Below are 24,069 nucleotides of genomic sequence, written 5' to 3' on the forward strand. Positions count from 1 at the left end.
ACGATGGACCTCCTCATCGCGAGGAGAAGGGCCATGCAGGTCGATTACGCGGGGCACGAGGCGGTCTACCGACGGCTCCGGTCGCAAGCCGGGAGGGCAGGCTGGGACGACGCGCAAGGCCTGGCGCGCGACCTCGACATCCTGGACGAAATCATGCGATGGTCCGCGTTTCCGCGCGAGGGCCGCGTGCTGGAGCTGGGCTGCGGCGCCGGCAACATCGCGCTATACCTCGCGGCCCGCGGCTACGTGGTGCACGGTGTGGACATCTCGCGCACGGCGATCGACTGGGCCCGCGAACACGCGGCTGCCGGCCCCGTGAGCGCAAGCTTCGAGGTCGGCAACGTGATCGACGGGGAAGGCCTGCACGATGCCGCGTTCGACCTCGTGCTCGACGGCCACTGCCTGCACTGCATCATCGGCGAAGACCGTGCGCGCTTCTTCGGCACGGCGCGGCGGGTGCTGGCGCCGGGCGGCGTGCTGTGCGTGCGGACCATGTGCAACGCACTTCCGCCGGCCATGGCGAGCCGCGTGGGTTACGACCCCGACACCGGCGTCTGCAGCCGCGATGGCGTGGCGACCCGCTATGTCGGCGCCGCCAATGCGCTGGTGCGCGAGGTCATGGACGCGGGCTTCGAGTTGTTGCAGATGGAAGTGCGCCGGGCGCCGGACGGCGCCACCGACGACTCCGATGAGTTGATCCTGCTGGCTTCCCGTCCCGCATGAGCCGCGCGTCTCCCAACGGCGTGCCCGCGTGCACCGCGTGGGGGCATGGACGTAGTCCATTGCCGCAAATCGAGAATGTTTGGCGCCCCGGGGCTTGCATCCGCCCCCGCGAGGCTCGATATGAGCTATGTTGCAGTGCAGCATTACCAAAGGGGCTATTTTGTACATCCCGCTCGAAGAACTGGCCAAGGCCACCGAACTCACCCGTGGCGGCAGGCTGCAGGAAGCCACGCAGCTCATCCAGCAGGCACTCCAGCGCGGGGCCCCAGCCGGAGAGAAGCCCGCGCCCGCGCCAACGCCCAGCGCGCCGCGCGCCGACGTCACGGACGTCACGGACGTCGCGTTTCGTGAATTGCCTTCTCCCGGCGGCGCGCCGGCGGCGGCCGCGGAGCAGCCCTCGCCCGCCTCATCCACGGGCCCGGCGTCTTTCGAACGGCACGCCTTCGACGGCGGGGCCAAGCCGTACACCTACTGGCTCTACACGCCGGGCCGGCAGGACGATTCCGCGCCCTTGCCCATCGTCGTCATGCTGCACGGCTGCACGCAGGACGGCGCGGACTTCGCCACCGGCACGGCGATGAACGAGCTGGCGGCCGTGCGCGGCTGCCTCGTCGTCTATCCCGAGCAGCGGCAGGACGCCAACAGCATGCGCTGCTGGAACTGGTTCGAACCGGCTCACCAGCGGCGCGATTCGGGCGAGCCGGCGATGATCGCGGCGCTCGCGCTCGAGGTCGCGGCGCGCCACGGCGGAGACACCTCGCGCATCTACATCGCGGGCCTGTCCGCCGGCGGCGCGATGGCGACGCTCGTGGGCCAGCTCTATCCCGATGTGTTCGCGGCCGTGGGCGTTCACTCCGGCCTGCCCGCGCAATCGGCGCAGGATGTCGTGGGCGCGATGTCTGCCATGCGCAAGCCCGCCGCGCAGCGCACGCCCTCCACCCGGGCCGGCATCGCGGTGCCGACCATCGTGTTCCACGGCAATTCCGATCGCACGGTGCATCCGGGCAACGGCAAGCGCATCGTGCAGGAGGCCGTGTCCGCGGCCGATGCGAAGGGCGTGCCGCTGAGTTCGCGCCCCGGCCCGACGGGCGCCTCGAGCCGCACGGTGCGCCGCGCGGTCCACAGCTCGGCGGAAGGACAGCCGTGGGTGGAAAGCTGGGAGATCGTCGGCGCGCCGCACGCATGGTCGGGCGGTCGCGCGGCCGGAACCTACACCGATCCCCAGGGACCGGATGCGTCGGCCGCGATGCTGGACTTCTTCCTCCAGCACCGCCTGGCCACGCAGCGTCCGGTGTGAATTAACATGTCGGGCTCACCGGCGCACACCCGGCGCCAGCCCATCCACCCGGCCACGAGCCGCCTCGATATCCCGACATGAAAGCCCTGCAACTCTCCGTCCTCATTCCCGTGTTCGCACTCGCCGGTTTCACCGCGAGCGGCCTGCACGCCCAGACCAAGAAGCTCGTCACGCGCGACGAGTTGCGCGCCTGCATGAACTCCGAAGCCGAGCTCGCCGACCGGCGCAAGTCCTTCGAAGGCCGCAGCGCGAAGAACAAGGAAGAGGCGGACGCCATCCGCGCCGAGCAGGCGGAGATGGCCGAAGAGCAGAAGACGCTCGGCGACGACCAGCGCAAGATCGACCGCTTCGGCCGCAAGGTGAAGGCGCACAACGTGAAGGTGCAGGCCGCGAAGGCCAACGCCGACGCGTTCAATGCCGACCTCGAGGCGCTGAACAAGGGCTTGCTCGCGCACAACGAGAAGTGCGGCGGCATCAGCTACGACCCGGACGACAAGGAAGCGATCCTCAAGGAACGCGAGGCGCAGAAGAAGTAGGGGCCGCCCGGTGCGCCGCACGCTAAGTCATGTTTTCATGACAGTGCGGATGATTCGCTGAATTTACATTGAGGAGCTATCCACTACGACCAGGAAATAGCTCCGATGTTTTTCTCGAAAGTCCCTTCGGCCCTTGCCGCGATGGCAATGGCATGCGCCGCCGGAGCTGCGCATGCGACCTACCCCGGCATCAACGGCGTCATCGTCTTCGAAAATGCCGCGACCCACAGGATCGGCCGCACGGCGCCCACCGGCGGCGCCGTCACAGATCTTGCTGCGGGACGGTCCCCCGCGGTATCGCCCAACGGCAGGAAGATCGCGTTCTCCCTGCCCAACGCGGCCAACACTTCCAGCGCCATCCACGTCATGAACATCGACGGCACGAACGACGTGCAGTTGACCAGTGGTACATGGGACGTGGCGCCCGCGTGGTCGGCGGACGGCACCAGCATATCCTTCGTCCGGAACCAGAATGAGATGTGGAGCATCAATCCGGACGGAACGGGTGCGATGAACGTACGCCCGCTGCTGGGTGCGGTCACGAGTCTCGTCAACTTCCCGCATTTCACGTCGAAGGGAAGCTTTGCCTATGCCTCGTACGACACAGCGGGAACTCCTTGGCTTTATTTCTCGTCCATTCAGCCCCGCAACGACACCTTGCTCGCGAGGAACTCGTTTCCCACGTTTTCGCCCGACGGCTTGACGTACATGGGCGTGACGCTGAGTCTGCAGGCCGTTGAGGGGGACATCGCAGGACCTAACTCGCATCTGGTGCCGACCCCTGGGAGCGTCACCGGACAGAACGTGATCTCTCCCGATGGAAAGTCCATCGCCGCGGGTGTCGGGAACGCGCAAAACAACCTCCTCCAGGTTCGTCCTCGCAGCGGCGGACCTGGAACAGTCCAATGGCCCGATACGGTCCATACCCTCGATTGGAGTCGCCTGCCGCAGGCCTGCCACGAGACGACGACGACGGGCGGCAGCAGCGTCTCCCCGAGTGCTGACTTTTACGCATCGCAATGTGCTGTCGTGGTCATGCCCGACGGCGGACAGACGACCGGTGTTCTGATGCAGGCGGCGGCGATCGGGCCGGACCAGCGTCTCTATGTGGCCACGAAAAAGCTGGACGGCAAGGGAGTACCTTACTGGTCCCCATTCGAAGTGGCTCCGGGCTTCGTCGGTTCTCCAACGGTTGCCTACTCGGCAGGCCTGCGTGTCAACCGGCTTGCCATCGCAGGAGCGAAAGACGGCAGTCTCCAGGTCGTCGTTGTCTTCGCGGACGGAACCGTCTATCACAACGTGCGCTACGCCGGCGGCTCCTGGTCGGCGCAGGGTTTCATTGCGCTTTACAACGGAAACAACTTCTTCAAGGCGCGCGATGTCGCCATCACCATCAGCGGGAGCAGCGCGACATCCCAGGGCATGGCACAAGTCATCGCGAACGGGTATGACCTGGGAAGCGTGTTCCACCGCGTTCGATCGAGCGATGGCACCTGGACCGACTGGGCGGAAGTGCCCGGCGCCGCGGGCCTGAACACGCGCCAGCTCGCGATCGCTGCGGGAGACGATGGCAACACGAACGTCCTGGCGACGGTGGTCCAGCCCGATGGCACTTCGTTGATAAAGCGCCAGGTTCGCTACACCAACAGCTGGGATCCTTCGTTCGTGGACGTGGCCATCCCTGCAGGCACCACGCTATCGGCGCTGGATACGCAAATCGCGCTGACAGTGACCACCGGGCAGTTCCCCACCGCGCAATTGGTGTACACCGACGTCAACGGCGCGGCATGGCTGCAGCAACGCGGCAATCCCCTGTACCAGAGCTCCTGGACCGGGCAGACCGGCAATGTTTCGCTCGCCACCGGCGGCACGCGCGGAGTGTCGATCTCGGGCAAGCCCAATGGCGTGGCCAACAGCGAAGTGATGCTGGTGCGCACGTCGGCGCAATAAGCGCGTTCAACCATGGCCGCGCACAGCGGCGACCTTGACCGGGAAGTCACGCATTCGTGAGTTCCCGGCTCATGCTTCCCTTCTACATTGAGGGCGCAGTCATCAACCAGTATTGCCAGGGAGCGTTCAACTTCAATGGAATAACTTCATGGCTTTCCCGATTTCTTCTCCGCCGTTTTCCCTGCTGCGGAAACTTCCCACATCCCTTGCCGCCATCGCGATGGCTTGCGCCGTCGGCCAGGCGCACGCGACTTATCCCGGAACGAACGGCGTCATCGTGTTCGAAGGCACCGACGGCAACTACAGATCCACAATTGCAAGAGTCGCGCCGTTCGCCAATGCCAAGCCCACCTTCCTGGCGGTGGGCGGGAAATCACCCGTGGCTTCACCGAGCGGAAAGAAGATTGCGTATTGGCTGCCGGGGACCAACACGAGCACCATCCATGTCATGAACATCGACGGCACGAACGACGTGCAGTTGACCAGTGGTGCATCGGATAGCTACCCGGTCTGGACGCCCGACGGAGGAAGCATCTTCTTCGTCCGCAACGGGAACCAGCTCTGGTTCATGCGTTCGGACGGCTTTGGCGCGATGTTCATGCGTCAATTAGTCGCGCCCGATCAGGGAGCGTCGGAACTCGCCTGGGCTCCCGACGCCCTCCACAGGCTGTCGTTCTCATACACCTCCAACTTCAATATCTACAGCGGAACCACGGGCTCCACCGCCGACACCCTTCTGGTGCATGGCCAAGCTCCCAGTTACGAGCCGAGCGGCATTGCGCTGCTGTACCAGAACCTGGACGACCAGTATGTACACGAGATCGGTAGCAATGGACTGAACGATCAAGCGCTCAAGTATGGGCTGACCTACAACACCGGCGGCCCGAGCGTCGTTGCACCGGACAACACGCTACTCGCGGGTGCCATCAGCGGTTACAGTTTGTTGATCCGCGATCGCGCCGGAAATAACACTGCGCTCCCCTATGCCTCCACGAACTCCACCGATTGGAGCCGCGTCCCCCAGAACTGCTATGAAACCACCACGCAGGGCGGCGGCGGATTCATCCCGGGATATGCCGACTTCTACGCAGAGCGATGCGCCGTCGCCGTGATGCCCGACGGCGGGCAGGCGAGTGGCGGTGTGCTGATGCAGGCCGCGGCGATCGGTCCGGACAGGCGGCTGTACGTGGCGACGCAAAAGCTCAACAGCTCCGGGGTTCCGACCTGGGGCTCGTTCGCCCTGGCACCCGGCGTGTCCGGCAACGCGGCGGGCGTCGTCGCCAGTAAAGTCGCGATCGCAGGCGCGAAGGACGGCAGTTCCCAGCTCGTGATCATGGGGGCCGACGGCACTGTGTACCACTCCATGCGCTACGCCAACGGCACATGGCCCGCAGGAGGGTTCCAGCCCCTCATGAATGGTGGCTCCGTCTTCCAGGCGCGCGACGTCGCCATCACCATCAGTGCCAGCAGCAGCACGTCTCCCGGCGATGCGCAGGTGATCGCCAACGGCATACAGGTGGGCAGCGTCTACCACCGAGTTCGGTGGAGCAATGCCACCTGGTCCGACTGGGCGGAAGTGCCCGGCGCCGCGGGCCTGAATACGCGCCAGCTCGCGATCGCCGCAGGAGAAGACGGCAACACGAACGTCCTGGCAACGGTGGTCCAGCCCGACGGCACTTCATTGATCAAACGCCAGATTCGCTACCCCAACAGCTGGGATCCTTCGTTCGTGAACGTGGCCATCCCTGCGGGCACCACGCTATCGGCGCTGGATACGCAAATCGCGCTGACAGTGACCACCGGGCAGTCCCCCACCGCGCAATTGGTGTACACCGACGTCAACGGCGCGGCGTGGCTGCAGCAACGCGGCAATCCCCTGTACCAGAGCTCCTGGACCGGTCAGACCAACAACGCGTCGCTTGCCACCGGCGGCACACGCGCGGTGTCGATCTCGGGCAAGCCCAATGGCGTTGCCAACAGCGAAGTGATGCTGGTTCGCACCTCGGCGCAATAAACGCCGTCAGTGGCGGGCCGCGAACAGCGGTGAGCTCGTGCTGGCAACGGCCAGTTCAGCCGCCGCCGCGAGCAAGGGTTGGCCCAGCTGCGTCATCCGCTGCGGCGTCAGCCGCTGCAGCGGCCCCGCGATGGTGATCACCGCCACCGCGCCCTGGCCGCGCCGCATCACCGGCGCGGCCATCGCCGTCATCCCCGGCGCATACATCTCGCTCATCATGCTGAAGCCGCGCTTGCGGTCGTCCTCCAGGATCTTCATCAGCGCCTTGAAGGTGGTGGGCGCCTTCGGGCCGTATTGCTTCGGGTCGCCGAAGCCCTGCGCGGCCACGAGTTGCGTCGCGCGTTCGTCGGACAAGGTCATCAGCCACGCATGGCCGCCGGCGCTGCACGACAGCTGCACGTCGATGCCCATGTCGGGGTCGTAGCGCAGGCCCGAGCGCGCGCCTTGCGCCTTCGCGACGAAAGTCAGCCGCGAACCGTCGACCAGCGCGAGCCGCACGAGCTCGCCCGACGTCTCGGCGATGCGGTCGATGATCGGCTGCGCGATGTCCACGATGCCCGCGCCACCCAGGTAGCTGAGGCCCAGCGCGGGTAGGCGGGTGGTGAGCGCGTAGTCGCCCTGCGCGCGCAACTGCCGCGCGTAGCCGCAGCGCACCAGCTCCGCGAGCAGGCGGTGGCAGGCGCTCGGCGGCAGTTCCAGTTCGGTGGACACCGCGGCGAGCGGCATGCCTTCCGGCGCACTCGCGAGCGTCTCGAGGATGCGCAGGGTTCGCTCGACGGTGCCCGACGCAGGAGGAGAGTTTGTCATATGAAATGAAATTCCACTTCGGAACGATATTCCGAACGGCTTCCTATGATGCCGCAAGTCCGGCAAACCGGCCGGCAGCCTCACCACAGGAGACAAATCTTGAAGGCATCCATCCGCAACACCCTCGCCGGCCTCGGCCTGCTCGCATTCGCCCTCGCTGCTTCGGCGCAGGAAGAGCGAACCATCAAGTTCGGGCACCTGAACAACACCGACCACCCCGTGAGCATGGGCGTCAAGAAATTCGCCGAGATCCTCGCGGCCAAGAGCGGCGGCAAGATGAAGGTGCAGGAGTTCCCGTCCAACCAGCTGGGCAACGAGATGCAGCAGCAGGCCGCGCTGCAGGGCGGCGTGCAGGAGATGTCCGCGCCCGCGACCACGTCGCTCGCCGGGATCGTCAAGGAATTCGGCCTCGTCGACTTCCCCTTCGCCGTCGCGAACTTCGCGCAGGCCGACCAGCTGCTCGACGGCCCGTTCGGCCAGGCGCTGATCGCGCGCCTGCCGGAGAAGGGCCTCGTCGCGCTCGGCTACTGGGACCTCGGCTTTCGCAACGTGACGAATAGCCGCAAGCCGATCACGAAGCCCGAGGACCTCGAGGGCCTGAAGATCCGCGTGATCCCCAACCCGGTGTTCCTCGACACCTTCAAGGCGTTCAAGGCCAACCCCGTGCCCATGCCCTTCGCCGAGCTGTACGGCGCGCTCGAATCCAAGGCGGTGGACGGCCAGGAGAATCCCTTCGCCGTGATCCTGTCCAACAAGTTCTACGAGGTGAACAAGTACGTGAGCGCGACGAACCACGTCTACGCCGCCAACATCGTGCTCGTGAGCAAGAAGTTCTGGGACAGCCTGTCGCCCGCGCAGCAGAAGATGATGCAGGACTCCGCCAATGAAGCGCGCGCCTACCAGCGCCAGGCGAGCCGCGCCGCCGCGGCCAAGGCCGTCGGCGAGCTGAAGGACAAGGGCATGCAGTACAACGAGCTCGCGCCCGCGGAGCAGGCCCGCATGCGCACGATCGCCAAGCCGGTGACGGAGAAGTTCGCCGCCAGCTACGACCCGGCGATCGTCAAGCTGTACAACGACGAGCTCGCGAAGGCGCACAAGTGAGCGGCAAGAAGAAGATCCTGGTGCTGCACGGCCCGAACCTGAACCTGTTCGGCCGGCGCGAACCGCACATCTACGGCACGACGACGCTGGCGCAGATCGACGAGCAGCTGGCCGCGCTGGCGGCGGAACTGGGCGTGGAGCTGGTCACCATCCAGTCGAACCACGAAGGCGCGCTGGTCGATTTCCTGCACCAGCACATCGACAGCGCGGCGGGCGCGATGGTGAACCCCGCCGGGCTCACGCAGCACGGCGTGCCGCTGCACGACGCGATCAAGGCCATGCCCTTCCCGGTGCTGGAAGTGCACATGTCCAACATCGCGGCGCGCGAGGCGTGGCGCACGCACTCGATCATCTCGCCGGCCGTGAAGGGCACGATCCAGGGCCTCGGCCCGCAGTCCTACCTGCTGGCCCTGCGCGGCCTCGCGGCGCTCGCGAGCGTTTGATGCAGCCCACCGCGGCCCTATACTCGCGGAATGAACGAAACGGTACATCGGCGTCCCGTGAAGAAGGCGGCGTCCCGCACCAACGATCCGGAGCGCACGCAGGCCAACATCCTGCAGGTGGCCGAGGTGGAGTTCGGCGAGAAAGGGCTGGCGGGCGCGCGCATCGACGAGATCGCGGCCGCGACGAAAACCAGCAAGCGGATGATCTACTACTACTTCGGCAGCAAGGAGGGCCTGTACCTTGCCGTGCTGGAGGAGTCGTACCGCCGCGTGCGGGACATCGAGTCGGAACTGCACCTGGAAGACCTCGAGCCGGAGCAGGCGCTGCGCCGGCTGGTCGCCTTCACGTTCGACCATCACCTGGCGCACGAAAACTACATCCGCCTCGTGATGAACGAGAACATCAACCGCGGGCAGTTCCTCGCCCAGAGCCAGCGCATCCAGGACCTGAACGTCCCTGCGATCTCGGCCATCAAGCGGCTGTACCAGCGCGGGGTGAAGGCGGGGGTGTTCCGCGCCGGGCTCGACGCGGTGGACATCCATGCCTCGATCTCCGCCCTGAGCTTCTTCAACGTGTCCAACCGGCACACCTTCGGGCTGATCTTCAAGCTCGACATGCGGTCGTCCGCGTACATCGCGCACCGGCGCGACAACGTCGTGGAAATGATCGCCCGCTTCGTACGCAAGCCCTGAACCCGGCGCGGGGACGCCCCGGCCCTACGGGTTTCCCCGCACGATAAAACTAACCAGTCCGTACAAAATCGGGCAGGAGACAAATCCATGGTCCAGAAACTGATCGACCACATCTGCCGCGTGTTCTCGTTCCTCATGGTCGTCTGCCTCGCGCTGATGGTGGTCATGGTGTTCGGCAACGTGGTGCTGCGCTACGCCTTCAACTCGGGCATCACCGTCTCCGAGGAGCTCTCGCGCTGGCTCTTCGTCTGGATGACCTTCCTCGGCTCCGTGGTCGCGATGCGCAAGCACGCGCACCTGGGCACCGACACGCTGGTGGGCCGCCTGCCCGTCGCGGGCAAGAAGGTGTGCTTCGCCATCGCGCACGTGCTCATGCTCTACATGTGCTGGCTGATGGCGCAGGGCGGCTGGCAGCAGGCCGTCATCAACTACGGGACGACCAGCGCGGTGATGGAAGTGTCCATGGCGTGGTTCAACGCCAGCGGCGTGGTGTTCGCGGTGCTCGCGGGCATCATCATCCTGCTGGAGCTGTGGAAGCTCGCCACGGGCGGGCTCACCGACGCCGAGCTCATCGGCATCGTCGAATCGGAAGAGGTGGCGCCATGACCATCACGATCTTCCTGGGCTCCCTGCTCGGCGCCATGGCGCTCGGCGTGCCCATCGCGTTCTCGCTGCTGCTGTGCGGCGCGGCGCTGATGTGGCACATGAACATGTTCGACGCGCAGATCCTCGCGCAGAACACGCTCGAAGGCGCCAACAGCTTCCCGCTGCTGGCCGTGCCGTTCTTCATGCTGGCCGGCGAGATCATGAACGCGGGCGGCCTGTCGCGCCGCATCGTGAACTTCGCCATGACGCTCGTGGGCCACGTGCGCGGCGGCCTGGGCTACGTGGGCATCATGGCCGCGGTCATCATGGCGGCGTTGTCCGGCTCCGCCGTCGCCGACGCCGCGGCGCTCGCGGCGCTGCTGCTGCCCATGATGAACCGCGCCGGCTACGACACGGCCCGCTCGGCGGGCCTCCTGTCCTCGGCCGCGATCATCGCGCCCATCATCCCGCCCAGCATCGGCTTCGTCGTGTTCGGCGTCGCCGCGAACGTATCGATCTCCAAGCTGTTCATGGCCGGCATCGCACCCGGCATCATGCTCGGCGGCGCGCTGTGGCTCACCTGGTGGTGGCTGGTGCGCAAGGAAAAGATCGAGGCCGCGCCCCGCGCGACGAAGGCCGAGGTGCTCACTTCGCTCAAGGACGCCACCTTCGCGCTGGGGCTGCCCTTCATCGTGGTGTTCGGCCTGAAGTTCGGGGTGTTCACGCCCACCGAAGCCGCGGTGGTGGCCGCCGTCTACGCGCTGTTCGTCTCCGTCGTCGTCTACCGCGAACTGAAGCTCTCGCAGCTCTACGGCCTGTTCCTGTCCGCCGCGCAGACCACGGCGGTGATCATGTTCCTCGTCGCCGCCGCGATGGTGTCGGCGTGGATGATCACCGTCGCCAACCTGCCCAACGAAGTGGTCGCGCTGCTGCAGCCGCTGCTCGACCAGCCCAAGCTGCTGATGTTCGCGATCATGGTGCTCACCATGGTGGTGGGCACCGCGATGGACATGACGCCCACGATCCTGATCCTCACGCCCGTGCTGATGCCGCTCGTGAAAGCCGCGGGGATCGACCCGGTGTATTTCGGCGTGCTGTTCATGATCAACAACGCGATCGGCCTCATCACGCCGCCCGTCGGCACGGTGCTGAGCACGGTGGCCGGCGTGGGCAAGATCAGCATGGACCAGGTCACCAGGGGCGTATGGCCCTTCATGGTGGCCGAGTTCGCGCTCATGTTCCTGTTCGTGCTGTTCCCGCAGCTCGTCATGATTCCCGCCCGCTGGTTCTATTGATTCTTTCCAGGAGACGACAAATGAAGAGACTGTTCATCAAGACCGTGGTCGCCGCCGTCGCCATCGCCGCCTTCGGCGTGGCGCAGGCCCAGGCCACGCGCACCATCAAGTTCGCCAACCAGAACGCGAAGGGCCACCCGATCGTCCTGGGCATGGAGCGCTTCGCGCAGCTCGTAGAGACCAAGTCGGGCGGCAAGATGAAGGTGAACGTCTTCCCGGCCGGCGCACTGGGCAGCGACCAGGCCAACGTGTCGGCGCTGCAGGGCGGCACGCTGGAGATGGCGTCGATGAACTCCGGCATCTTCGCGAGCCTGGTGAAGGACTTCGAGATCTACGACTTCCCCTTCCTCTTCGGCAACCCCAGGGAGGCGGATGCCGTGGTGGATGGCCCGTTCGGCCAGGGCCTGCACAAGCGGCTGGAGGAAAAGGGCGTGGTCGGCCTCGCGTATTACGAGCTCGGCTTTCGCCAGCTCACCAACGGCAAGCGCCCGGTCAACAAGGTCGAGGACATCGCGGGCCTGAAGCTGCGCGTCATTCCCAACCCGATCAACATCGACTGGGTCACCGCGCTGGGCGCCAACCCGACGCCGCTGCCTTTCCCCGAGCTGTACGCGGCGCTGGAGCAGGGCGCGGTGGATGGCCAGGAGAACCCGCTCGCGACGATCCAGGGCGCCAAGCTCAATGAAGTGCAGAAATACCTGACCCTCACCAACCACCAGTACAACCCGCAGTCGGTGGTGATCAGCAAGAAGTTCTGGGACACGCTGTCGGCCGACGAGAAGAAGGTGCTGCAGGACGCGGCCACCGAATCGGCGAAATACCAGCGCGAACAGTCGCGCGGCGCCGCGGCGAGCATCCTCGACGCGCTCAAGAAGGCCGGCATGCAGGTCTCCGAGCTGCCGCCCGCCGAAGTCGCCAAGCTGCGCGAGAAGATGAAGCCCGTGGTGGCCAAGCACACCGCCGGCGTGGGCGAGGCGACCGTCAAGGCCGTCATGGCCGAGATCGAGAAAGCGCGCAAGTAAGGCATGCAGATCGACGGCCGCACCGAGCTCATCGCGCACCTGGGCTGGCCCACGCACTCCTTCAAGGCGCCGATGATCTACAACCCCTACTTCGAGTCGGTGGGGGTGAATGCGGTCGTCGTGCCCATGGGATGCAGGCCGCACGCGTTCGCGTCGGTGCTGCGAAGCTTCTTCTCGCTGGAGAACGTGCGCGGCGCGCTCATCACCATGCCGCACAAGGTCAGCGTGATCGACGAGCTGGGCACCCTGACCCCGGCAGCGCAGGTGGCGGGCGCGGCCAACGCCGTGCGCCGCCTGCCCGACGGGACGCTCGAAGGCGACATGTTCGACGGCGAGGGATTCGTGCGGGGGCTGGAGCGCAAGGGCGTCGCATTGAAGGGCGCGGGGGCGCTCGTCGTCGGCTGCGGCGGTGTCGGCTGCGCGATCGCCGCATCGCTCGCCTCGCGAGGCCTGGCCGAACTGGCGCTGCACGACGTGCAGGCGGCGAGCGCGGACGCGCTGGCCGCACGGGTCGGTGCGCATTACCCCGGCGTGCGCGTGACCGTGGGCGGCAACGACCCCGCCGGGTTCGACGTCGTGGTCAACGCCACGCCGCTGGGCATGAACGCGGGCGATCCGCTGCCGGTGGACGTATCCCGGCTGTCGCCCGGCACCTTCGCCGCCGAGGTCGTGATGAAAACCGAGATGACCGCTTTCCTCGCGGCGGCGCAGGCGCGCGGCTGCCGCGTGCAGGTGGGCACGGACATGCTGTTCGAGATGATCCCGCCCTACCTGGAATTCTTCGGCTTCCCGACCACCACGCCCGAGGCGCTGCGCGCGGTCGCGCGCCTGCACTACTGACCGAACGCAAGGAGCGCCGCCATGAGCGACCTGCTCGTCCAACCGCAACACGCACGCGAGCCGCGGCTCGAATCCTTCAGCGACGAGGCCAACCCGATCGGGCTGGACGGCGTGGAATTCGTCGAATACGCCACCGCGCGCCCGCAGGCGCTGGGCCAGGTGCTGGAGATGATGGGCTTTCGCCCCGTCGCGCGGCATCGCTCCCGCGAGGTCACGCTGTATCGGCAGGGCGGCGTGAACGTCGTGGTGAACGCGCACACGCCCGAAGGCGGTGAGGCGCTGCGCTCCCACGAGCCGCCGGCGCTCAGCGCGATCGCCGTGCGGGTGCGCGATGCGCGCGCGGCGTATGCGCACGTGCTGGAGCGCGGCGCGTGGGAGGCGCCGACGCAGCCGCAGGCGATGGAGCTGAACATCCCCGCCATCCACGGCGTGGGCGGCACGCGCATCCATTTCGTCGACCGCTGGCGCGAGTTCTCCATCTACGACGTCGACTTCGTTCCCATCCCGTCGGTGGATGCGCATCCGCCCGCGGTCGCCGGCATTCATTTCTTCGGCGTCGTGCAGTACATCGGCGCGTTCCGCAGCAACGACTGGATCGAGTTCTACGCCGAGCTCTTCGGCATGCAGGCGATCCCCGACGAGCAGCGCTTCGGCATCATGCCCGCGGGCAAGCTGCTGCGCGCGCCCTCGCTCACGCCCGAAGGCGCCTTCATGCTGCAGCTGGTGGAGCCCCCGCCGGACGCCGAGGAAGGCGGCGAGCGGCTGCAGCGCATCGGCCTGGGCGTGCCCGACGTGCACGCGGCGGTGGCGGCGCTGCGCAAGCTCGGCATGGAATTCGTGGAGACGCAGGCGACGCACACCGAGCGCCGCGGCGCGCTCACCAAGACCTACCTCGGCAACGTCGTGTTCGAGCTCGTGCAAAGCGCGCACGCGGCGCCCGCCCATGGCTGACGAACGCAGCCTGCGGCACGCCATCCTGGGCTTCGGGATGGACACGATCACGCTCGCCGGACCGCTGGAGGCCAAGCTCGAGGCGATGCGCGACGCGGGCTTCAGCCAGGTGATGCTCAAGGCGAACGACCTCGTGGGCCATCCGCAGGGCTGGCAAGCCGCCGCGAAGCTCGTGCGCGAAAGCGGCCTGCGCGGCACCGGCTTCCAGGTGCTGCGGGATTTCGAGGGACTGTCCGGCCACCTGCACCAGTACAAGGTGGACATCGCCAAGGCGATGCTGGAGATGTGCGCCGCGCTCGGCTGCGACGTGCTGCTGGCCTGCTCGTCCGTGTCCACCCATGCGAGCCAGGACTTCGACGACCTCGCGCGGGACCTGCGCAAGCTCGCGATGCTCGCGGTCCCGCACGGCATCCGCATCGCCTACGAAGGCCTCTCCTGGGGCCGAACCATCAACGAATTCACCACCGCGTGGGACGTCGTGTGCCGCGCCGACTGCCCGAACCTGGGCGTGGGCATCGATTCCTTCCACATCCTGGCCGCGAAGACCGAACTCGCGCACATCGACGAGCTCGACCCGGCGAAGATATTCCTCGTGCAGCTGTCGGACTTCATGTGGCAGGAGGCGCGCACCTTCGAGGAACGCATCGCCACCGCGCGCACCTTCCGCGTGTTCCCGGGCGAGGGCGTGCACACCGCGCAGATCGTGGAACTGGTGTCGCGGCTGGACGCCCTGGGCTACGCCGGCGACTACAGCTTCGAGGTGTTCAACGACGACTACGTGCAGATGCCGCTGCCGATGGTGGCGCAGCGCGCCCGCCGCTCGGCGCTGTGGCTCGCGCAAGCCGTGCTCAGGCGCTCCGACCCGCTGCCCAACCAGCTCAGGCTGCGCACACGGCCGTAAGCCGCTGTTGGTTCGCGGGCAACCCGATGGCATAGGATGTCGCGATGCCCTACACCGTCGCCGTTCGCATGCTCTGCGATTTCACCGCCCGGCGCGGCGACCTGGACCTGCGCTTCACGCCGTCCCCGAGCGCGCAGGAGGGCATCGCGGGCCACCAGCTCGTGGCCGCCCGGCGCGGGCCGCTGTACGAGACGGAGATCAGCCTGCAGGGCGCGTTTGGGGACCTGAACGTGCGTGGCCGCGCCGACGGCTACGACCCGCAGGCGAAGCGGCTGGAGGAGATCAAGACGCACCGCGGGGACCTCGCGAAGCAGCCGGCCAACCATCGCCACCTGCACTGGGCGCAGTTGAAGGTGTATGGGTGGCTGCTGTGCGAGTCGCGCGGCCTGGACGAGATCGAACTGTCGCTGGTGTATTTCGACATCGCGAGCCAGCAGGAGACGGCGTTCACCGAGACGCACACCGCGCAGGCCTTGCGCGAATTCTTCGAGGCGCGATGCCTCGAATTCAGCGCGTGGGCCGCGCAGGAGGGAGCACACCGCGCGAGCCGGGACGAGGCCCTGGCCTCGCTCGCCTTTCCGCACCCTGCCTTCCGGACAGGGCAGCGTGAACTGGCGGAGGCGGTCTACAAGGGCGCGGCGACGGGCCGGTGCGTCATGGCGCAGGCGCCGACCGGCATCGGCAAGACCATGGGCACCGTGTTCGCGATGCTCAAGGCCGCGAAGCCGCATGGCCTGGACAAGGTGTTCTACCTCACGGCGAAGTCCACCGGCAGGCAGCTCGCGCTCGACGCGGCGGCGGCGGTGCGGCGCGGCCGCGCCGCGTTTCCCTTGCGCGTGATCGAACTCGTGGCGCGCGACAAGGCCTGCGAGCATCGCGACAAGGCCTGCCACGGCGACTCCTGCCCGCTGGCCAAGGGTTTCTACGCCAGGCTGCCCGGCGCGCGGCAGGAGTGCGTGGCATCGGGCTTCATGGATGGACCCGCCTTGCGCGAAGTCGCGCTGAAGCACGGCGTCTGCCCGTATTACCTGGGCCAGGAAGTGACGCGCTGGTCGGACCTCGTGGTGGGCGACTACAACTACTGGTTCGACGGCAGCGCGATGCTGTACGCGATGACGATGGGCAGCGAATGGACCGTGGGCGTGCTGGTGGACGAGGCGCACAACCTCATCGAGCGGGCCCGCGCGATGTATTCCGCGTCGATCACCCAGGCCGACCTGCGCGCCCTGCGCTCGAACGCGCCAGCGCCGGTCAAACCCGCGCTGGACAAGTTCAACCGCGCGTGGGGCGCGCTGCGCAAATTGCGCGAGGAGGGCGGCGGCGCGCTGGACGCGCTGCCCTCGGCGTTCCTCACCTCGCTGCGGCAGGCGGGCGCCGCGCTCGAATCGCACCTCGCGGAGGCCGCACCCGGCGCGGCGGACGGCGGCGTGCAGCAGTTTTATTTCGACATCCTCGCCTTCCAGCGGCTCGCCGAATCCTTGGGTCCGCACTCGGTCATCGAGTGGAGCGAGGATGCCCTGGCGCGCGGCAAGCCCGCTGCGACGCTGCGCATCCAGAACCTGATTCCCGCGCCCTTCCTCAAGCCGCGCTTCGCGGCCGCGCGCACCGTCACGCTGTTCTCCGCGACGCTGAGCCCGCCGCGCTATTACATCGACATGCTCGGCGCGCCGGACACCACCGCGTGGATCGACGTGGCCTCGCCCTTCAGCGCCGACCAGCTCGAGGTGCAGGTGGTGAGCCGGATCTCCACGCGCTTCGCGCACCGCCAGCGCTCCGCCGCGCCGATTTCGAAGCTGATCGCCGCGCAGTTCGACGCGCGCCCGGGCAACTACCTCGCGTTCTTCAGCAGCTTCGACTATCTCGACATGGTCGCCGCCGAGTTCCAGCGCGAGCACCCGGCGATCCCGATGTGGACGCAGGCGCGCGGCATGGACGAGCGCGCGCGCAACGGCTTCCTCGAGCGGTTCGCGCCCGGCGGCGCGGGCGTCGGGTTCGCGGTGCTGGGCGGCAGTTTCGGCGAAGGCATCGATTTGCGCGGCGACAGGCTGGTGGGTGCGTTCGTCGCGACGCTGGGCTTGCCGCAGGTCAATGCGCGCAACGAGCAACTGAAGGATTGCCTGGAAGGCGTGTTCGGCTCCGGCTACGACTACACATACCTTTATCCCGGCATCCAGAAAGTGGTGCAGGCCGCGGGCCGGGTGATCCGCACGCAGGAAGACAAGGGGATCGTCTATTTGATCGACGATCGCTTCGCGCGGCCGGCGGTGCGGGAGTTGCTGCCGGCGTGGTGGCGGGTCTAGCGGGCCTCCAGCCAGGCGAGGGCTTCGTCCTCGTCACTGAAAGACTTGCACAGCAACCCGCCTGAAGCCGCATGACTGGGCGCGACGCCCGTCTGGCGATTGCGCTGGATGAGGAAGGCGCACTTCATGCCGCCGAGATGCGCGGCGGCGGCATGGCCCGCTTGCGCTTCCTCGAAGGCGGCCAGTTGCCCGATCATGTCGCGGAAGTCGATGAGGATCCGGCCGGCGCCTGCACGCGCGGCCTCCAGCGCCAGCTTGCGGAACAGCGCGTCGGAGCGGCCGGGAAGGGCCATCGTGCCGACGTGGACCATGAGGCAGCCGTTCCGGGATTCGAAGGTGACGCGCGACGACAACCCCGCGGGGCACGGTGCAAGCGAGTCCAATGCGGTTATCGCGGCCGAAGCGGCGAGGCCTCGGTCTTCGCCCATGGCGCGGCTTCCAGGTCGGCGGCGCTCCGGTCCCGGTGAAACTGCTGCAGCCGCTCGAGCAATGTGAGGTTGCACTGCGCGTGGGTGCTGGGCGCAACGAAGGCGGCCGGGGCTTTTGGGTGGGTCATCGGTCATTGTTTGGGCCGCGCCGCCGTTACGTGCTAAGGCAATTGCTTACCGTGCTGTGGGACGAAGGCCCTTTGCACGAAGCAGAGCCGATCAGCTCGACCTCGCCGACCAGAACTGCCGCGTGGCTTCCAGGCCCGCAGGCGTCCAGTGCATGGCCGGCGACATCATCTCGCAGAGAAGCTGCTCGCGCTGCGCAGGATCGGCCGTGGCAAGGCGGGACTTCAACGCGTCGAGGTCCGGGTCGAGCAAATCCGCAGCAGGTCCGGCGACGAGCGCGGGCCGCGCCCGCTGCATCGCGCGAAAGCTCGCGCGCCGGGTGCGGCCTTCCGGCGCAGGCCCTTGCGTGAAGGCCGCGCCGTCGGCGCTGGCATCCCCGCGGATCCAGTCGTGGATCACCTGCAGTTCATAGCTCGAGAACACACCGAACATTTCCGCGCGCGGTCCCTGCAGGAGGCCCCAGAAGCGGCTGTCGTCCACGGGCTTGCCGCGCTGGATCCAGCCCGCGGCTTCCAGCGCGGCCAGGAACTGCGGAATCTCCGCCGGGCGGGCGAGCCATTCGTTCACGCTCTTGCCCGCGACGCGGCAGTAGTCGGAATGCGCGCCGTGGCCCGTCACCGACTTGCGCGCGAAGATGCGCAGCACTTCGTCGTCGATGCGGAAGCCTTCCACCGCATCCATCGTGCCCGGCGCCACGTCCGCGAGCTTCGCGCCTGCGCGCACGCGCTCCCAGAACACGCCGTCGTCGGCGAGGCGCGGCAGCATGTCCAGCACGGCCTGGCACGCGCGGCGCGCATGGCCCGTGTCGCCGTTGTCCACGGTGACGTGCAGCGTGAAGTAGTAGGGGTCGATGCCGAGCTCATTGAGTTCGTGCGCGGTGATGAGCAGGTGCAAGGGCAGTTGCTCATAGGAGAGGTTGAAGCCGATCACTTCGGGCAGGAATTCTTCCGCGCAGGCGCCCAGGGCCAGCTGGATCGCACCCTGCGTGTAGAGCGTATCGTCCAGGTCGTCGAGCGGGTCGAGGTTGTAGCGATTGAGCAGGTCGCGGTAGAGCACCACGTGGTTCTTGCCGGCGTCGCCTTCGCCCAGCTCTTCGACATAGGTGCGCACCAGGTCCGACATCTTCGGGTTGGCCGCGTGCTTCACGAGTCCATACAGCCACGCGCCGTCCACGAGCTTCGTGGGCGCGACCTGCCGCAGCACATGCAGCGCATGCGCGCGGTTCGCGAAGAAGCGGCGCGGCTGGCCTTCCTTGCGCTGCGCGAGGTAGGCGGCGTAGCGTGCATGCACGGACTGCGTGTTCGATTCCATCCAGGCCTGCAATTCGCCGGGATGCGCGGGCAGCTCGCCCGGCTCGCCGCGCACGCGCTCGAGCTGCTGCGCGAGGTACTCGCCGGCTGCGGCGCGCGTGGCGTCGTCGAGCGAGGGCTGCATCAGGCGCCGGTAAAGGTCCGCGTGGCCCGATCCGGCCCCGGACGATGCGTCGGCAAGCTCTGCCGTCGCGTCGGGGCGCTGCCACTCCTGGGGTCCTGCGTACATCGTTGCCTTGTGAAAAGTGAAGGTCACCACTTTGGGGCAGCGACGCGCGCGCTCGTATCGGGCTGCGTGCCGACAGGGAGTGGGCAGTCTCCTACCCCGGGCGGGACGCTAGAGCCAGCCCCACTGGCTCAGCTGCTGCAGGTCGTGCCGCGCCACGCGCTCGCCGATGTCGGTACGGTAGCGCAGGTTCGGCACCACGACGCCGCGCGCGATGCGAAGCGCGTGGGCATTCGCTTCCTGCACCGTCGATCCCACGCCGGTGGCCACGCCCACGTAGCCGCAAGAGCCGCTGGTGACCAGCTGGCCGTGCACGCGCGCCACCTCCGCGAAGTGGAGCTGCTGCAGGTCCTCCGGCGCGAGCTCCTTGCGCAGGCAGATGGGCGCGCCCTTGGACAGGGCTTCGTAGCCGTGCCGGTAGGGAAAGGGCGGCACCGTGAGCACGACGCCGCAGGCGAAGCCGTCGGCGGTGCGCAGGGCGAGGCTGTCCTTGCGCGCCATGCGCCCGAGGATCGCTTCCCACGGTTCGGCATGCAGGGCTTCGCAGATCGCGAATCCCGGGTAGCCGAAGCGGCTGGTGAATTCGAGCGGCCACAGGCCTTCCTCGTTCACGATGAGGTTGACGTTGATATAGCCGCAGTAGCCGCCGTCGCGCAGCATGCCCGCCAGCGGCGCGAGCACGGTGTCGAACAGCTTGGGCGAGTGGCGATAGGACACGATCGTGCCCATCTCGCCCGTCAACTCGCCGAGCTCGCCGGGGAAGAAGCGCTTGTGTTCGAAGTCGATGCAGGCGGCTTCCAGGAATTCCCGCCCGTTGAAGTACGCGCCGACGCCCACTTCCACGCCCTGCAGGTGTTCCATCAGCACGAAGTCGGTCGTTTCGCTTGCCGGTTCGTGCGAGGCGCGCGATTCGTAGAGCGAGAGCAGGGCGAGCATGTCCGCGCCGTCGTCCATCTCGCCCACGAAGTTGCGCGAGCGCTCGTTGTCCGCGCCGTTGAACTTGAGCACGTAGCGCCCGGGCTGCGCCTGAACGTGGGCGCGCGCATCCGCGTACGAAGAGAAGCGGCGGCTGGCCGCGGTGTGCAGGCCGATCGCGCGCAGCGCGTCCTGGCCGAAATCGCGGTCCGCTTCGAGCCGGTCGCCGAGTTCGCTGCCGCCGACCACCGCGAAGCCTTCACGGCGCAGCGAGTCCTGCTCCTTGCCATGGATCGCGGATTCGAAGAGGACGAGGCCGTCGGCGCCCGCATCGCGCACCCAACCGAGCTCGCGCTGCCAGTCGGGCGTGAAGTCCAGCATGCCTTCGAAGACGTCGCGGCAGGCCGGATCCGCGACGAAGACCTTCACCTCGTGGCCGCGCTGCGCGAGGCCGTGGTACGTCGCGGCCAGGTCGTTGTACTCGCCGATGCCGAGCACGCGCATGGCGTCAGGCTGCGAAAGCGCGCTGCGGAGCCTGCAGGCCGGGAAGGCCGGAGTCGGTGGAGAGGGCGTCCTGCGTGTGGACCGGCTCGCGCATCGTGCCGCCCGCGCCGGCCACCGGTGCGATGGAGATCGTCATGTTGCTCATCGACGCCGCGCCGAAGATCATCGCGAAGGCGCAGTCGGCCGCGTCGCGCCCTGTGCCCAGCCGCACGAAGCCCATGGGGATGGCCGTGCCCGACGGGTCGAACAGCCACCAGCTGCCGCCCAGGTAGACCTCCACATAGGCGTGGAAGTCCTGGGGGCCGAGCGCAGGGTCGGCGCCGTAGTCGATGCCGGTGGCAAAGCGCGCGGGCATGTTCAGCGCGCGGCACAGCGCGATCATCAGGTGCGCGAAGTCGCGGCACACGCCGCGCTTTTCCAGCAGGGTGTCGCAGGCGGACGTCGTGCCGCTCGTGCTGTTGGAGGTGAAGGCCACGTGCGAGGCGACCCAGTCGCGCACCGCCATCGCGCGGTAGTAGCCGGGCGTCATGTGACCGAACTGCGCGTTCGCAAAGGCGAGGAGCCGGTCCGATTCGCAATAGCGGCTCGGGTAGATGTAGGGGAGCAAGCTGCCGGGCAGGCTCGCGATGCTCACCTGGTCGATGCTGCCGGGGGTGGCCTCCAGGTGCGCGATGTCCACGTCGGCCGAATAGTCGATCGACAGCGGGCCGGGCTGCGCCTGCAGCCGCAGGTAGCGCGAATAGGTGGCGGGGTCGGTGAAGAGCTGCTGCTGCGTGAACGGGTTCACGTTCAGCTGCTCGTGAACGACGCGCTGCGCGGCCGTTTGCGCCGCATGGATATTGAAGATGAAGTCCGCTCCGCCCGGCTGGACGTCGTAGGCGAGGGAGATGGAGAAGCGCAGGCGCAGCGGCGCTTTGTCGAAAGTCATGCGGCCCAGCATACGCGTCCCATGGCCGCGTGGCGCAGGTGGCCATCAGAATTTGTCGTGCGCGCTGTCCTACCCGCGGCCGGGGGGCCGGGCGTTCAGGCCTCGGCGGGGCGCTCGATCAGCTCGATCTTGTAGCCGTCCGGGTCCGTGACGAAGGCGATCACGGTGGTGCCGCCCTTCACCGGCCCGGGTTCGCGCGTGATGTTCCCGCCGCCGGCGCGGATCTTCTCGCAGGCGCCGTACACGTCCGCCACGCCGAGCGCGATGTGGCCGTAGGCCGTGCCCAGCTCGTAATGGTCCACCCCGTGGTTGTAGGTGAGCTCGATCTCCGCGTGCTCGGGGTTGGTGCCGTAGCCCACGAAGGCGAGCGAGTACTTCTGCTCCGGCCGCTCGGTCGTGCGCAGCAGCCGCATGCCGAGCACGCGGGTGTAGAAGTCGATGGAGCGTTGCAGGTCGCCGACGCGCAGCATGGTGTGGAGGAGTCTCATGCCGCGCATTATGGCCATGCTCGCGCGCAATTGCAGGAGGGGATATGCTGGTGCGCATGAGCAGTTCCGTGTCCATCACGCTCGCGCGGCCGGCCGACGCGCGGGACATCGCCGAGATGTCGCGCGACTGCGTCGAAACGGGCCTCGGCTGGAGCTGGACGCCGCCGCGCGTGCTGCACGCCATCCGTGACCGCGCCACCAATGTCGTGGTGGCGCGTGGCGGCGCCGGCGAGCTGCTCGGCTTCGGGATCATGCCGTACGGCGACCAGCGCGCGCACCTGTCGCTGCTCGCGGTGCGTGCCGCCTCGCGCGGGCAGGGCGTCGGGCGCGAATTGCTCGGCTGGCTGGAGAAGTGCGCCGTCACGGCCGGGCTGGAAGGCATCTCGCTCGAAGTGCGCCGCGACAACCCCGGCGCGGTCGAGTTCTACCGGCGCTGCGGCTACGAGCTCGCCGGCACCGTGCCCGGCTATTACTCGGGCGTCCTGGATGCGCTGCGCCTCGCGAAAACCCTATGGACGCCGACCGGCCAGCCCGCGGATTGACACCTACAATCCGCTCCAAAAGTTGTACGGGAGCGGCGCATGCGCGAATCCGAACTGCCGGAGCTGGTGGACCTGTTGTACGAAGGCATCCTGTCGGCCGAGGGCTGGTCCGCCGCGCTCTCCCGGCTGGCGGCCGTGACCTCCTCGCAGGCCGCATCCATCGTGCTGTGGAGCCGCCGCACCGACCAGGCGCTGGTCGGCGACCAGGTCGGCCTGCCCCCGGAACTCATGGCCGACTACGCGCGCCACTACCACCTGCTCGACCCCGGCCGCTACCACGTGGACCGCATCGCGGTCGGTGACTGGTACTACGACGAGCGCGAGCTCGGGCCCGCGACGATGCGCCGGCTGCCCTTCTACCAGGAGTTCCTTCGCAAGTACGAGCTCGATTCCACGATGGCATCGCCCGTGATGCGCACGTCGGCGGGCCTCGACGGCTTCCTGTCGCTCGGCAGCGCGGCGGGCCGGCGCAACCTGCCGGACGTCGGGCGCTTCCTTGCGCCGCTGATGCCGCACCTGCAGCGCGCGGCCAGCCTGCGCGTGCGCCTCATGGAGTTGTCGCAGCAGGTGGAACTGCAGCAGGAGATGCTGGACCGCCTGAGCTTTCCCGTGGCCGCCGTGACGGCGAACCGCGCGGTGCTCATGGCGAACCGGCGCGCGCAGGAGTGGCTGCGCCTGCCCGGCAATCCCCTGGCCGCCTCGTCGCCGCAGGCGGCGCGCGTGACGGCGATGCTGGAATCGGCGTGCGGCGTCTCGGGTCCGCGGGTGGCGGCGGGTGCGACGGTGCGCAAGCCGGCGGGTGGCGAGTACCACCTGGCCGCGGTGCCGATGCCGGTGCGCGCGAGCGAGTTCGTCTCGCCGCTGTCGCCCGTGGCGCTGCTGCTCGTGAGCGACCCGGATGCCGAGCGCCCGCATGCGGGCGAACTGTTCCGGCAGATCTTCCGGCTGACGCCGGCGGAGGTGCGCGTGCTCATCCCGCTGCAGCGCGGCGCGACGCTGGCGGAAACCTGCGCGGCGCTGCACATCTCGGTGGAGACGGGCCGCGCGCACCTGCGCAACGTATTCGACAAGCTGGGCATCCGCCGGCAGGCGGACATCGCGCGCGTGCTGGGGCCGATCGAGCTGCTCGACCCGGGCCCCTGAA

General features: G+C 67.8%; 23 protein-coding genes. 17 read left to right on the plus strand and 6 right to left on the minus strand.

What is annotated here, in order from left to right; genetic code table 11:
- Positions 1 to 33: 33 nt before the first annotated feature.
- The 5 genes from I5803_RS19185 to I5803_RS19205 all read left to right on the plus strand — a co-directional run bounded on the left by I5803_RS19185 (position 34) and on the right by I5803_RS19205 (position 6,520).
- Positions 34 to 723, plus strand: a complete 690-nt coding sequence (locus tag I5803_RS19185; protein WP_196987914.1) for a class I SAM-dependent methyltransferase — start codon at positions 34 to 36, stop codon at positions 721 to 723.
- 160 nt (positions 724 to 883) lie between these two features.
- Positions 884 to 2,020, plus strand: a complete 1,137-nt coding sequence (locus I5803_RS19190; RefSeq protein WP_231402464.1) for an extracellular catalytic domain type 1 short-chain-length polyhydroxyalkanoate depolymerase — start codon at positions 884 to 886, stop codon at positions 2,018 to 2,020.
- 77 nt (positions 2,021 to 2,097) lie between these two features.
- Complete coding sequence (locus I5803_RS19195; protein WP_196987916.1) at positions 2,098 to 2,556, plus strand: hypothetical protein; 459 nt, start codon at positions 2,098 to 2,100, stop codon at positions 2,554 to 2,556.
- 105 nt (positions 2,557 to 2,661) lie between these two features.
- Complete coding sequence (locus I5803_RS19200; RefSeq protein WP_196987917.1) at positions 2,662 to 4,506, plus strand: TolB family protein; 1,845 nt, start codon at positions 2,662 to 2,664, stop codon at positions 4,504 to 4,506.
- Between the two features lie 148 nt (positions 4,507 to 4,654).
- Positions 4,655 to 6,520: a PD40 domain-containing protein gene (locus I5803_RS19205; protein ID WP_196987918.1), complete on the plus strand. Its 1,866-nt coding sequence runs from the start codon at positions 4,655 to 4,657 to the stop codon at positions 6,518 to 6,520.
- A gap of 6 nt (positions 6,521 to 6,526) precedes the next feature.
- On the opposite strand, the gene I5803_RS19210 is transcribed toward I5803_RS19205, so the two are convergent.
- Complete coding sequence (locus I5803_RS19210; RefSeq protein WP_196987919.1) at positions 6,527 to 7,327, minus strand: IclR family transcriptional regulator; 801 nt, start codon at positions 7,325 to 7,327, stop codon at positions 6,527 to 6,529.
- Positions 7,328 to 7,426: 99 nt separating this feature from the next.
- Between I5803_RS19210 and I5803_RS19215 the strand changes: the two genes are divergently transcribed.
- The 10 genes from I5803_RS19215 to I5803_RS19260 all read left to right on the plus strand — a co-directional run bounded on the left by I5803_RS19215 (position 7,427) and on the right by I5803_RS19260 (position 17,458).
- Entirely contained in the window at positions 7,427 to 8,428 is a 1,002-nt protein-coding gene (locus tag I5803_RS19215) for a TRAP transporter substrate-binding protein (RefSeq protein ID WP_231402465.1), read from the plus strand.
- Positions 8,425 to 8,871 (plus strand): type II 3-dehydroquinate dehydratase, encoded by a 447-nt coding sequence (locus I5803_RS19220; protein WP_196987921.1) that lies wholly within the window; start codon positions 8,425 to 8,427, stop codon positions 8,869 to 8,871. Before I5803_RS19215 ends, I5803_RS19220 begins: the two co-directional genes overlap by 4 nt.
- 30 nt (positions 8,872 to 8,901) lie before the next feature.
- Positions 8,902 to 9,564: a TetR family transcriptional regulator gene (locus I5803_RS19225; RefSeq protein ID WP_196987922.1), complete on the plus strand. Its 663-nt coding sequence runs from the start codon at positions 8,902 to 8,904 to the stop codon at positions 9,562 to 9,564.
- A gap of 87 nt (positions 9,565 to 9,651) precedes the next feature.
- Complete coding sequence (locus tag I5803_RS19230; protein WP_196987923.1) at positions 9,652 to 10,170, plus strand: TRAP transporter small permease; 519 nt, start codon at positions 9,652 to 9,654, stop codon at positions 10,168 to 10,170.
- Entirely contained in the window at positions 10,167 to 11,444 is a 1,278-nt protein-coding gene (locus tag I5803_RS19235) for a TRAP transporter large permease subunit (protein WP_196987924.1), read from the plus strand. Before I5803_RS19230 ends, I5803_RS19235 begins: the two co-directional genes overlap by 4 nt.
- Before the next feature lie 20 nt (positions 11,445 to 11,464).
- Complete coding sequence (locus I5803_RS19240) at positions 11,465 to 12,466, plus strand: TRAP transporter substrate-binding protein (RefSeq protein ID WP_196987925.1); 1,002 nt, start codon at positions 11,465 to 11,467, stop codon at positions 12,464 to 12,466.
- A 3-nt stretch (positions 12,467 to 12,469) separates the two neighbouring features.
- The gene (locus I5803_RS19245; RefSeq protein ID WP_196987926.1) at positions 12,470 to 13,306 is read left to right on the plus strand and encodes a shikimate dehydrogenase family protein; all 837 of its coding nucleotides are present in this window, start codon (positions 12,470 to 12,472) and stop codon (positions 13,304 to 13,306) included.
- Positions 13,307 to 13,327: 21 nt separating this feature from the next.
- A complete protein-coding gene (locus I5803_RS19250; protein WP_196987927.1) occupies positions 13,328 to 14,257 on the plus strand; it encodes a VOC family protein in 930 nt (309 codons plus the stop codon).
- Positions 14,250 to 15,158 carry a sugar phosphate isomerase/epimerase family protein gene (locus tag I5803_RS19255; RefSeq protein ID WP_196987928.1) on the plus strand — a complete coding sequence of 303 codons (909 nt, stop codon included), beginning with the start codon at positions 14,250 to 14,252 and terminating at the stop codon, positions 15,156 to 15,158. Before I5803_RS19250 ends, I5803_RS19255 begins: the two co-directional genes overlap by 8 nt.
- 44 nt (positions 15,159 to 15,202) lie before the next feature.
- The gene (locus tag I5803_RS19260; protein ID WP_196987929.1) at positions 15,203 to 17,458 is read left to right on the plus strand and encodes an ATP-dependent DNA helicase; all 2,256 of its coding nucleotides are present in this window, start codon (positions 15,203 to 15,205) and stop codon (positions 17,456 to 17,458) included.
- On the opposite strand, the gene I5803_RS19265 is transcribed toward I5803_RS19260, so the two are convergent.
- The 5 genes from I5803_RS19265 to gloA form a co-directional block, all read right to left on the minus strand.
- Positions 17,455 to 17,886, minus strand: a complete 432-nt coding sequence (locus tag I5803_RS19265) for a hypothetical protein (RefSeq protein ID WP_196987930.1) — start codon at positions 17,884 to 17,886, stop codon at positions 17,455 to 17,457. The genes I5803_RS19260 and I5803_RS19265 overlap by 4 nt on opposite strands.
- 219 nt (positions 17,887 to 18,105) lie before the next feature.
- Positions 18,106 to 19,551, minus strand: coding sequence for an iron-containing redox enzyme family protein (locus tag I5803_RS19270; protein ID WP_196987931.1), 1,446 nt, complete (start codon positions 19,549 to 19,551; stop codon positions 18,106 to 18,108).
- A gap of 108 nt (positions 19,552 to 19,659) precedes the next feature.
- On the minus strand, positions 19,660 to 20,967 hold the full coding sequence (locus I5803_RS19275) for a phosphoribosylamine--glycine ligase (RefSeq protein ID WP_196987932.1): 1,308 nt from the start codon (positions 20,965 to 20,967) through the stop codon (positions 19,660 to 19,662).
- A gap of 4 nt (positions 20,968 to 20,971) precedes the next feature.
- Positions 20,972 to 21,895, minus strand: coding sequence for a transglutaminase-like domain-containing protein (locus tag I5803_RS19280; protein ID WP_196987933.1), 924 nt, complete (start codon positions 21,893 to 21,895; stop codon positions 20,972 to 20,974).
- Between the two features lie 95 nt (positions 21,896 to 21,990).
- The gene (gene gloA / locus I5803_RS19285) at positions 21,991 to 22,383 is read right to left on the minus strand and encodes a lactoylglutathione lyase (RefSeq protein ID WP_196987934.1); all 393 of its coding nucleotides are present in this window, start codon (positions 22,381 to 22,383) and stop codon (positions 21,991 to 21,993) included.
- Between the two features lie 56 nt (positions 22,384 to 22,439).
- Here gloA and I5803_RS19290 point away from each other — a divergent pair, with 56 nt between their 5' ends.
- On the plus strand, positions 22,440 to 22,925 hold the full coding sequence (locus I5803_RS19290; protein WP_196987935.1) for a GNAT family N-acetyltransferase: 486 nt from the start codon (positions 22,440 to 22,442) through the stop codon (positions 22,923 to 22,925).
- A 39-nt stretch (positions 22,926 to 22,964) separates the two neighbouring features.
- Positions 22,965 to 24,068 carry a helix-turn-helix transcriptional regulator gene (locus tag I5803_RS19295; protein ID WP_196987936.1) on the plus strand — a complete coding sequence of 368 codons (1,104 nt, stop codon included), beginning with the start codon at positions 22,965 to 22,967 and terminating at the stop codon, positions 24,066 to 24,068.
- Position 24,069: the final 1 nt, after the last annotated feature.

The sequence above is a fragment of the Caenimonas aquaedulcis genome (assembly GCF_015831345.1).
In the GTDB taxonomy this organism is placed as follows: Bacteria; Pseudomonadota; Gammaproteobacteria; order Burkholderiales; family Burkholderiaceae_C; genus Ramlibacter; species Ramlibacter aquaedulcis.